Consider the following 10,418-nt stretch of genomic DNA (forward strand, 5'->3'; position numbering starts at 1 on the left):
TAAAGCTGGCCCACTCGGGGCTTGCCCCAATTGAGGTACTCCGTGGCGGCGCGACCCCTTGGAGACAGCTTTAGATAAGAGAAAACCCGCGATTGCATTGCCTAACCCCTCGCTGAGTAGTTGCACCCAGACAACGTCCGCATGAATCGTGGGGACTTGCGAGCGCGCGATCAAGAGTTGTTGCGAGCCAAAACGGAAACGGGGCGAGTTGCCTCGCCCCGTGGGGATTCATCCTGGAGCCGGCAGCGCAGACCAGGCTGCGATGCCGGCTGATGATCACATCAGCTCATCAGAACTTGTACGACGCGCGAGCGTAGAACTTGCGACCGGTCGGGTCGGAGAAGCGCGGGTCGTAGTTGGCCTGGAACACTTCGTCCTGGTTGGAGTACGGCGGATCGCGGTCGAACAGGTTCTTGATGCCGAAGGTCAGGCTGAACTGCTTGGCCACGTCGACACCCACATAGGCATCCACCGTGGTGTAGGCCTTGACGGTGTTGGAAGGATCCTGGTCGATGTAGCTGCTCTTGTAGAAGGCGGTGGCACCGGCGGTCCAGGCACCCAGCTTCCAGCGTGCGCCCAGGGCATGCTGCCACTTGAACACCGGGTTGTTGCCCACATACACACCCACGTTCTGATTCCAAGGACCATCCTTGTAGTCCTGGTATTCGTAGGTGTTGATGTAGGTGCTGTTCAGCGACAGGGTCACATTGCCGGCGCCGCCCAGCTTCAGGCGCCAGTTGGCGCTCAGGTCCACACCGTTGGCGTTGGTGCCGCCCAGGTTCTGCTGGCGCAGATCCAGGTAGCCGCAATCGCTGCCCGGGCAGGAGAAGCCGTCGATGGACAGATCACCCTTGGAGTTGCGCTTGTAGTACTGGGAGAAGGTCTTGAAGTCCGGGCCTAGCACGGTGTTGGCGGCCAGGGCGGCAATGCTGTCCTTCTGCTTGATCCACCAGAAGTCCAGACCCAGGGAGATCTCCGAGGTCGGCTCGTAGACCACGCCAAAGGTCAGGTTCTTGGCCTTCTCGGGCTTCAGCTGCAGATTGCCGCCGGTCAGGCGCTGGAACTGCACATTGCAGTTCAGCGACTTGGACTTGCCCGCAATCGGGGTGCCGCCCGGGCAATTGACCGGGTCATTGGCGGTGCCGGTATTGGTATAGGACTGGGCCGCGTTCAGCTCATACAGCGAGGGTGCACGGAAACCGGTGGAGTAGCTACCGCGCAGCAGCAGTTCCTTCATGGGCTGGAAGCGCACGCCGAACTTCGGATTGGTGGTGTTGCCGAAGTCGCTGTAGTTGTCGTAGCGCAGGGCGGCCGTCAGGTCCAGCTGCTTGGTCACGGGCACGTTCAGCTCGGAGTACAGCGCGTAGACCTTGCGCGTACCGGCCGCGCGGGAGTCCGGGTCCACGCCGGTGCTGGCCACCAGCAGCTCGGCCACCGGCTTGTTGGCGGTGGACAGGAAGTCCTCGTGGCGGTACTCGGCGCCGATGGCGATGGCGGCGTTGTTGCCCGACTTGAACCAGTCGCCCAGTTCACGGCTGACACGGGCGTCGGCCGTCGTCACCTTGCCGCTGTGGTTCTGCAGATTGCCGCCCAGCAATGCGTCCTGAATGGCCGCAGCGCCGGCGGCATTCTGCTCACCGAAGGGGTTGATCAGGCCATTGAGCATGGCCAGGGTGATCTTGTTGCCGTCGGTGTAGCCACTGACGATTTCCTTGATCTTGTTCTCGTTACGGCTGACACCGACCTGGTAATCCCAGCCGGCCACCGTGCCATCCAGCGAGGCCAGGATGCGGCTCTGGTCGTTCTGCGACTCATTGGTGCGCTGACCGCCGGCCAGGGCACGCCACTTGACCGTGATGAAGCCCGGCTGCAGGGTCACACCCGGACGCGGCGTCATGTTCGTCTGCGTGTACGCCGGGTTGATGGTGAACGCCGGCGTGATGGCGCCGGGATTGCCGGGGAAGAAGGGGTTCCGCGAACCGTCCGGACGGCGGGGGTTCATCCAGAGCGTGCCAAAAGGCACCGGGGCAATGCGGGCCACGGAGTCATTGCTGGTGGAGAACCATTCCACCGACAGGGTGTGGTCCTGGGCCACACGCAGCGAGCCGCGCAGCATGGCGGACTTGCGATCGGCCTTGGTCGTGTAGTCGACGAACTTCGAGGTCGAGATATAGCAGGAGGTGCCGTCACCGGCGGGCACCATCCAGTCCGGGCTCGTGCAGCCGGGGCCGGACGGGTTGGCCGTCACATCACCGTTCTAGTAGTAATTGGCCGGGAAGGGCGTGGGGGAGAGACCGCCGGGGAAGCGCTGGTTGAAGGGGCGCTGCTCACCACCGATCGGATCAGCCTTGGTGATGTCCACAAAGCCGAAGACATTGAAGCCTTGCGAGGACAGATCGCCGTAGCCAAAGCCCACATTGGCGGTGCTGGATTCGCCGCCGGCCATCTGGGGCTTGTCCACACCGATGGTGATGGCGCCACCGCGGTAGTCCTTGCGGGTGATGAAGTTGATCACGCCACCGATGGCGTCGGTACCGTACAGCGAAGAGGCGCCATCACGCAGCACTTCGACGCGCTCCAGCGCGGCGAAGGGGATCATGTTCAGGTCGGGGGCGGCGCCATCGATCGCGTTGTTGGCGATGCGGCGGCCGTTCAGCAGCACCAGGGTCTTGTTGGAGCCGATGCCACGCAGATTGGCGAAGGATGCACCGCCCGTGCCCGAGCCCACCTGCTGGCTGGAGGACTGGGTCATCTGCACAGCGCTCAGCGAGGACATGATCTGCTCGACGCTGGTCACGCCCTGGGCCTTCAGGTCTTCCATCTTGACGACGGTGACCGGAACGGCGGTTTCGGCATCAATGCGCTTGATGGCCGAACCGGTGATTTCGACGCGCTCAAGCTTGTCCTGAGCGAAGGCAGGCAGCGCCGCCACAGCGCCCATGACGATCAGCACGGCAGTGCTGGTGGCTTTTCTTTTGAACATGAGGACTCCAATGAACTAGCGAAACGGGGCCGGCTCTTCGTGAGAGGCGGAGTGTTGAGAGGCGCGCAAAACCCGTAAACCCTGCGCGGTCCGACGTCACTGTTGACCAGTGCAGGCCCGCAACTCCTCGGGGATGCCCCTAATTGAGAGCGACCTGGATCAAATTGGCGTTGGATTCATGGGGTTTTTCATCAAAAACCAGGTGGAAACCCTATAACTCCGCGCCCCGCGGGATGAAAGATCCTGTCGCGTGACCGCAACGCCTTTCGCCTCAACGCCCCCCGCGGGGCGCACCGCGCCCCGCGCCCCGCACAAAGCATCAGCCCTGCTTCACCTTCAGCCGCCACGCATGCAGCAGCGGCTCCGTGTAGCCGCTGGGCTGGGCCTTGCCCTTGAAGACCAGGTCCAGTGCGGCCTGGAAGGCGGCGCCCTGGGGGTTCTGCGACAGGCTCTTGTAAGCCGGGTCGCCGGCGTTCTGCTGGTCCACCACGGCGGCCATGCGGGCGAAGGTCTCGCGCACCTGGGCTTCGGTCACGATGCCATGCTCCAGCCAGTTGGCGATGTGCTGGCTGGAAATGCGCAGGGTGGCGCGGTCTTCCATCAGGCCCACGCCGTTGATGTCGGGCACCTTGGAGCAGCCCACGCCCTGGTCGATCCAGCGCACCACATAGCCCAGGATGCCCTGGACGTTGTTGTCCAGCTCCTGCTGGCGCTCCTGCGCGCTCCAGCTCGGGTTGGCGGCCACGGGCACGCTCAGCAGTTTGTGCAGGATGTCCTCGCGCTCGGCGTCCAGGTCGATCTTTTCCAGTTCCTGCTGCACCGCGGCCACATGGACCTGGTGGTAATGCAGGGCATGCAGGGTGGCGGCCGTGGGGCTGGGCACCCAGGCGGTATTGGCGCCGGCCTTGGGGTGGCCGATCTTCTGCTCCAGCATGGCGGCCATCAGATCGGGCATGGCCCACATGCCCTTGCCGATCTGGGCGCGGCCGCGCAGCCCGCACTGCAGACCCACCAGCACATTGCTGCGCTCATAGGCCTGGATCCAGGCGCTGCTCTTCATATCGCCCTTGCGCAGCATGGGACCGGCCAGCATGGCGGTATGCATCTCGTCGCCGGTGCGGTCCAGGAAGCCGGTGTTGATGAAGGCCACGCGGCTGGCCGCGGCAGCGATGCAGGCCTTGAGGTTGACGCTGGTGCGGCGCTCCTCGTCCATGATGCCCAGCTTGACTGTGCTGTCCGGCAGGCCCAAGAGCTGCTCCACGCGGCCAAAGAGCTCGGCCGCAAAAGCCACCTCGGCCGGGCCATGCATCTTGGGCTTCACGATATAGATGGAGCCGGTGCGCGAATTGCAGATATCTGCACCCCCATGCCCCCCGAGGGGGTGCGCGGCGCTTGGGGCGGCCCGGCGCGCCGCCGAGCGCTTCAGGTCATGCAGAGCAATAGTCGTGGTGATGACCGCGTCCATGATGCCCTCAGGAATCTCGCGGCCGTCTTCCAGCAGAATGGCGGGATTCGTCATCAAGTGGCCGACATTGCGCACGAACATCAGCGAACGACCGTGCAGGCTGAGCTCGCCACCGCTGGGCCGCTGGTAGACGCGGTCGGCGTTCAGGCGCCGGGTGAAGGTCTTGCCGCCTTTGCTGACTTCCTCGGTCAGGGTGCCCAGCTGGATGCCCAGCCAGTTGCTGTAGGCCAGCAGCTTGTCCTCGGCATCCACGGCCGCCACCGAGTCTTCCAGGTCCAGAATGGTGGACAGGGCGGCTTCCAGCACCACATCGGCCACGCCGGCGGCGTCGCTGCGGCCAATCGGCGTGCTGCGGTCGATCTGGATGTCCAGATGCAGGCCGTTGTGCACCAGCAGCACCGAGTGCGGCGCCGCGGCCTCGCCCTGGTAGCCGACAAACTGGGCAGGATCGGCCAGGCCCGTGCTGGCGCCGCCGGCCAGGCCCACCTGCAGGCGGCCATCCTGCACCGTGTAGGCCGTGGCGTCCTTGTGCGAGGCGCCGCCGGCCAGGGGCGCGGCCTGGTCCAGCACCTGGCGGGCAAAGGCGATGACCTTGGCGCCGCGCACCGGGTTGTAGGCGCCGGCCCGTTCGGCGCCGTCGGTCTCGGGAATGGCATCGGTGCCGTAGAGCGCGTCATAGAGCGAGCCCCAGCGCGCATTGGCCGCGTTCAGCGCATAGCGGGCGTTCAGAATGGGCACCACCAGCTGCGGGCCGGCCTGCAGGGCCAGCTCGGCGTCCACATGGGCCGTGCTGGCCTTGACCTGGGCCGGCACGGGCACCAGATAGCCAATCTTCTCCAGAAAGGCTCGATAGGCAGGCATGTCGGCAATGGGGCCGGGGTGGGCGCGGTGCCAAGCGTCCAGCTCGCTTTGCAGGCGCTCGCGCTCGGCCAGCAGGGCCGCGTTCTTGGGCGCCAGATCGTGGGCGATGGCGTCAAAGCCGGCCCAGAAGGCGGCGCTGCTCACGCCGGTGCCCGGCAGCACCTGCTCCTCAATGAATCGGTAGAGCGCGGAATCGACCTGGAGGCGGTGGGCGGGGGTGCGGGAGGCGGTCATGGCGGAACTCCTGACTGAGCTGATGAAAAGAAAAGACATTGCGCAGCAATTTATGCGAGGCCGCCCCCGGGATTCATAGCGGCCGATGCATGTAATGCTGTTCCAAAACGCAAAAATAGGCGCAGCCGCAATGCACAATCGCCGCCATGGATCGCTTGAAACAGATCGAATCCTTTGTGCTGGTCGCCACCAAGGGCAGCCTCACGGCCGCCGCCCAGACCGAGGGCGTGGCGCCTGCGGTGATGGGTCGGCGCATCGACGCGCTGGAGGAGCGCCTGGGCGTGAAGCTGCTGGTGCGCACCACCCGGCGCATCACCCTCACCCATGAGGGCAGCAGCTTTCTGGAGGACTGCCAGCGCCTGCTGGTGGAGTTTGCCGATGCCGAGGCCGGGGTCAGCGCGGGGGGCATCAAGGCCAGCGGCCATCTGCGCATCACGGCGCCGGCCGGCTTCGGCCGCCGCCATGTGGCGCCCCTGGTGCCGGAGTTCCTCGCCCGGCATCAGGATCTGAGCCTCTCGCTCAATCTCTCGGATCGGGTGGTGGACATCGTCAACGAGGGTTTCGACTGCGCGGTGCGCGTGGGCGATCTGGCGGATTCCAGCCTGGTGAGCATGCGTCTGGCCGACAACCGGCGCCTGTGTGTGGCCACGCCGGCCTATCTCAGGCGCGCCGGTGTGCCCCAGCATCCCAGCGAGCTGGCGCGGCATCAGACGCTGAGCCTGTCCTCCGAGGCCAGCCAGGCCCGCGGCTGGGCCTTCTGGGTGGATGGCCAGCTCTATCACTGGCGCCCCCAGGGGCGGCTGGACTGCAGCGATGGCCAGGTCCTGCATCAATGGTGTCTGGCCGGCCTGGGTCTGGCCTGGCGCAGCCTCTGGGAAGTCGAGGCCGATATCAAGGCCGGGCGCCTGCAGTCGGTCCTGGATGAGTTTGCGGCCCCGCCCAATGGCATCTACGCCCTGGTGCCGCAGCGCAAGCACCTGCCGCTGCGCGTGCGGCTGTGGATAGACTTTCTTAAGCAGCATTACGGCAGCCCGGCCTACTGGCAGCAGGCCGCTGCACATGGATGAGTGCCGCCGCCCTAGCCGTGCCGCTCACCGCCTTGGCCCAGGTCTAGCGCGCGGCGTGGGCGCACGCTGAGGGTGACGCCCCATGAAAAACGGCCCCGCTCGCGGGGCCGTTTCATTGCTGGCGGGAGCTCAGCTCTTGCTGCTCAGGCATTCCTTCATGAAGGCCTTGCGCTCATCGCCGGTCTTGCCCTTGGCGTCGGCATTGCAGGTCGTCATCTTTTCCTGCTGGGGCGTGCTGGCCGCCGCGGCCGCGGCGGGCTTGGCGGAGAGGCATTCCTTCATGAAGGCCTTGCGCTCATCGCCGGTCTTGCCCTTGGCATCGGCATTGCAGGCCTTCATCTTCTCCTGCTGGGGCGTGGGTGCCTTCTTCTCCTCGGCCTGCGCGCCGGTCGCAGCGGCAAATGCCAGGGTCAGCAGCGCGATATGAAGCTTCATGGTGAGGTTCCTTCCTGATGAGTGTGGGCACCATGCAGCACGGTGCCGCATGAATTCCAACACAGCAACGCCCGGGGCTCAAGCCGGTTGACCCGGGCGAGCGCATCACAGGATGCGGCGGGGATGTGCCAAGGCCTCGTGGGCGGCATGCAGGCGCCGCACCAGCACCTGGATGAAGGCGCGGTCAAAGCGGTGCTGGCACTCGGGGCTGAGCTGGCCCAGGGACTCGGGCGTGAAGGAGATGGTGGTGCAGACCTCGCTCACCTTGATATCGGTGCTGTGGCGACGCAGGGCCGGGTTGGGCGCCAGATAGGCCATCTCACCCACCGAGGTGCCCTTGCCCAGGGTCACGACCAAAGTGCCGTCGCGGAAGACCTGAACCTCGCCCTGGGCAATGATGTGAAAGCTATTGCCCTCCTGGCCCTTTTTGTAGAGCGCATGCTCCACGGGGTAGCGGCGCCAGCGCGCGCGGTGCACCACCTCCCACAGCTCCACATCGCCGAAATCGTTGAAGAACTCCAGCTCGCGCAGCAGGTTGAAGCGCTCGGAGTCCTTGACCTCGTAAAGCCGGGCCAGGGGCACCAGCTGGCGCGCCACCAGCTCGGAGAGGGCACGGCCGAAGTCTTCCCAGCTCTGATAGCGTTCCCCCGGGTGCTTGGACAGCGCCTTGAGCACCACAGCATCCAGCTCCGGGGTCACACCGCCGCGCTGCCCGATCAGGGAAGCCGGCGCCTGATGGTAGATCTGGTGCATCAGCGCCATCTGGGTGGGCGCATCGAAGGGCGGCCGCCCGGCGATCAGGTGGTAGATCACGGCACCCAGGGAGTAGATGTCGGCGCGGCAGTCCACATCCCCGCCCTCGATCTGCTCAGGCGGCATATAGGACAGAGAGCCCACGCGATGCACCTGGGTGGCATCGGAGCGCAGATTCAGGGCGCTGCCAAAGTCACTGACCTTCACATCGGTGAGCTGGCCCTGCGCATCCAGCACGGCCAGCAGATTGGCCGGCTTCACATCGCGGTGGATCAGCCCCTGCCGATAAACATAGGACAGGGCCATGGCGCACTTGAAGCCCAGCTCCACGATCTGATCCAGGGGCAGCAGGCGGTCGCTGCGGCAGAAGCTCTTGAGCGTGACCCCCTGCACATACTCCATCACCAGATAGGGCGCATCCGGGTCGGGCACGGCGTCCAGGATCTGCACCACGTTCGGGTGCTGGAGCCGCCCCGCCAGCGAGGCCTCGGCGGCAAAAAAACGATGGCTGATCTGGCCCTCGGAGCCGCCGTGCTCGCTCAAGGCCCAGGCCCGCACGCGCTTGACCGCCACCTCCAGGCCCTGGAAGTCGTCGCGCGCCAGGAAGACATCGCTGGTCGCGCCCTCGCCCAGGCGGCGTACAACGCGGTACTTGCCGATGTAGGCGGGCAGGTCTCCCCCGCCGGGGCTGCTTGTGCTCAGCGTGCTGCTGTCCATGACCATGGGCGCCATCATATTCGCCGCCCGTAGAATTCGAACCATGATTCAAGCCAAGCAGGATTTGCTCGCCGCCCTGGGCGAGGCCATCCAAGAACTCAGCCCCGGCGCCGCGCTGACGCCCGCCTTCGAGTCGCCCAAGCAGGCCAGCCATGGCGACTACGCCATCACGGTGGCCATGCAGCTGGCCCGCCCGCTGAAGAAGAACCCGCGCGAGCTGGCCGAAGCCCTGGTGGCGGCCCTGCAGCGCCGCCCCGCCTTCCTGACCTGGGTCGAGGCCCTGGAGATCGCCGGCCCCGGCTTCATCAATCTGCGCCTCAAGCCCGCGGCCAAGCAGGCTGTGGTGGCCGAGGTGCTGAGCGCGGGCGCCGCCTTCGGCGACCAGCCGGCCAATGGGCGCCATGTGATGGTGGAGTTCGTCTCGGCCAACCCCACCGGCCCCCTGCATGTGGGCCACGCCCGCCAGGCGGCCCTGGGCGACGCCATCTGCAGCCTGTTCCAGACCCAGGGCGCCCAGGTCACGCGCGAGTTCTATTACAACGACGCCGGCGTGCAGATCGCCACCCTGGCCAACTCCACGCAGATGCGCCTCAAGGGCGTCAAGCCCGGCGACGCCGGCTGGCCCGAGGCCGCCTACAACGGCGACTACATCCAGGACATCGCCGACGCCTTCCTGCGCAAGGAAACCGTCAAGGCCGATGACCGTGAGTTCACGGCCAGCGGCGATATCGAGGACCTGGACGGCATCCGCCAGTTCGCCGTCGCCTATCTGCGCCACGAGCAAGACCTGGACCTGCAGGCCTTCGGCCTCAAGTTCGACAACTACTTCCTGGAGAGCAGCGTCTACGCCGGCGGCCAGCTGGAGAAGGCCGTGGAGCGCATCGTGGCCAGCGGCAAGACCTATGAGGAAGGCGGCGCACTGTGGTTCAAGTCCACCGACTACGGGGATGACAAGGACCGCGTGATGCGCAAGTCCGAGGGCGGCTACACCTACTTCGTGCCGGACGTGGCCTATCACGTCAACAAGTTCGAGCGCGGCTACACCAAGTGCATCAATATCCAGGGCACCGACCACCACGGCACCATTGCCCGCGTGCGCGGCGGCCTGCAGGCCTATTCCGAAGCCACTGGCCTGGGCATCCCGCAGGGCTTCCCGGACTATGTGCTGCACAAGATGGTCACGGTGATGAAGGGCGGCGAGGAGGTCAAGATCTCCAAGCGCGCCGGCAGCTATGTGACCCTGCGAGATCTGATCGACTGGACCAGCCGCGACGCGGTGCGCTTCTTCCTGATCAGCCGCAAGGCCGACACCGAATTCACCTTCGATGTGGACCTGGCCCTGAAGCAGAACGACGAGAACCCGGTGTTCTATGTGCAGTATGCGCACGCCCGCATCAGCTCCATCATCCGCAACTGGGGCGGGGACGAGGCCACGCTGGCGGCTGCCGATCTGTCCCTGCTGAGCGCGCCCACCGAGGCGGCCTTGATGCTCAAGCTGGCCGACTACCCGCGCGTGCTCAGCGCCGCGGCCGAAGGCCTGGCCCCGCACGACATCGCCTTCTACCTGCGTGATCTGGCCGCTGCATTCCACAGCTACTATGCGGCGGAGCGCGTGCTGGATCAGGCACCCGCACTGACCCAGGCGCGTATCGCGCTGCTGGCGGCCACCCGCCAGGTGCTGCGCAATGCGCTGGCGGTACTCGGCGTGTCGGCACCGCAACGCATGGACCGGGAACAACCCGCGCTGGAGACCGCATGAAATCGCAACGCGGCGGATTCGCCATGGGCCTGATCGTCGGCCTGCTGATCGGCCTGGCGCTGGCGCTGGCCGTGGCGCTGTACGTCACCAAGGTGCCGGTGCCGCCGGACGCGTCCCGGGCTTGTGCGCCAGGCCGGCGTTCGG

Annotated in this window: 7 protein-coding genes; 2 read left to right on the forward strand and 5 right to left on the reverse strand. The window is 65.9% G+C overall.

Features of this window, described 5'->3' with window-relative positions; genetic code table 11:
• Positions 1–289: 289 nt before the first annotated feature.
• From ACK5F2_RS16770 to ACK5F2_RS16780, 3 genes are all read right to left on the reverse strand, one after another.
• Positions 290–2,248 carry a TonB-dependent receptor domain-containing protein gene (locus ACK5F2_RS16770; protein ID WP_409866686.1) on the reverse strand — a complete coding sequence of 653 codons (1,959 nt, stop codon included), beginning with the start codon at positions 2,246–2,248 and terminating at the stop codon, positions 290–292.
• 9 nt (positions 2,249–2,257) lie between these two features.
• On the reverse strand, positions 2,258–2,983 hold the full coding sequence (locus ACK5F2_RS16775; protein WP_409866689.1) for a TonB-dependent receptor plug domain-containing protein: 726 nt from the start codon (positions 2,981–2,983) through the stop codon (positions 2,258–2,260).
• A gap of 319 nt (positions 2,984–3,302) precedes the next feature.
• Entirely contained in the window at positions 3,303–5,543 is a 2,241-nt protein-coding gene (locus ACK5F2_RS16780) for a malate synthase G (RefSeq protein WP_409866692.1), read from the reverse strand.
• A gap of 146 nt (positions 5,544–5,689) precedes the next feature.
• Here ACK5F2_RS16780 and ACK5F2_RS16785 point away from each other — a divergent pair, with 146 nt between their 5' ends.
• Positions 5,690–6,610 (forward strand): LysR family transcriptional regulator, encoded by a 921-nt coding sequence (locus tag ACK5F2_RS16785; RefSeq protein ID WP_409866694.1) that lies wholly within the window; start codon positions 5,690–5,692, stop codon positions 6,608–6,610.
• Between the two features lie 129 nt (positions 6,611–6,739).
• On the opposite strand, the gene ACK5F2_RS16790 is transcribed toward ACK5F2_RS16785, so the two are convergent.
• Positions 6,740–7,045, reverse strand: coding sequence for a PsiF family protein (locus ACK5F2_RS16790; RefSeq protein WP_409866697.1), 306 nt, complete (start codon positions 7,043–7,045; stop codon positions 6,740–6,742).
• A gap of 105 nt (positions 7,046–7,150) precedes the next feature.
• The gene (locus ACK5F2_RS16795) at positions 7,151–8,515 is read right to left on the reverse strand and encodes a serine/threonine-protein kinase (protein ID WP_409866700.1); all 1,365 of its coding nucleotides are present in this window, start codon (positions 8,513–8,515) and stop codon (positions 7,151–7,153) included.
• Between the two features lie 43 nt (positions 8,516–8,558).
• Here ACK5F2_RS16795 and argS point away from each other — a divergent pair, with 43 nt between their 5' ends.
• Positions 8,559–10,274, forward strand: coding sequence for an arginine--tRNA ligase (gene argS, locus ACK5F2_RS16800; RefSeq protein WP_409866703.1), 1,716 nt, complete (start codon positions 8,559–8,561; stop codon positions 10,272–10,274).
• Positions 10,275–10,418: the final 144 nt, after the last annotated feature.

It is taken from the genome of Roseateles sp., assembly GCF_046300915.1.
Taxonomy (GTDB): Bacteria; Pseudomonadota; Gammaproteobacteria; order Burkholderiales; family Burkholderiaceae_C; genus Kinneretia.

What these genes read in the sequence shown, in the direction of transcription:
- ACK5F2_RS16775 (WP_409866689.1), bottom strand. Translation starts at nt 2,983, where the DNA reads ATGTTCAAAAGAAAAGCCACCAGCACTGCCGTGCTGATCGTCATGGGC.
- ACK5F2_RS16780 (WP_409866692.1), bottom strand. Translation starts at nt 5,543, where the DNA reads ATGACCGCCTCCCGCACCCCCGCCCACCGCCTCCAGGTCGATTCCGCG.
- ACK5F2_RS16785 (WP_409866694.1), top strand. Translation starts at nt 5,690, where the DNA reads ATGGATCGCTTGAAACAGATCGAATCCTTTGTGCTGGTCGCCACCAAG.
- ACK5F2_RS16790 (WP_409866697.1), bottom strand. Translation starts at nt 7,045, where the DNA reads ATGAAGCTTCATATCGCGCTGCTGACCCTGGCATTTGCCGCTGCGACC.
- ACK5F2_RS16795 (WP_409866700.1), bottom strand. Translation starts at nt 8,515, where the DNA reads ATGGACAGCAGCACGCTGAGCACAAGCAGCCCCGGCGGGGGAGACCTG.
- argS (WP_409866703.1), top strand. Translation starts at nt 8,559, where the DNA reads ATGATTCAAGCCAAGCAGGATTTGCTCGCCGCCCTGGGCGAGGCCATC.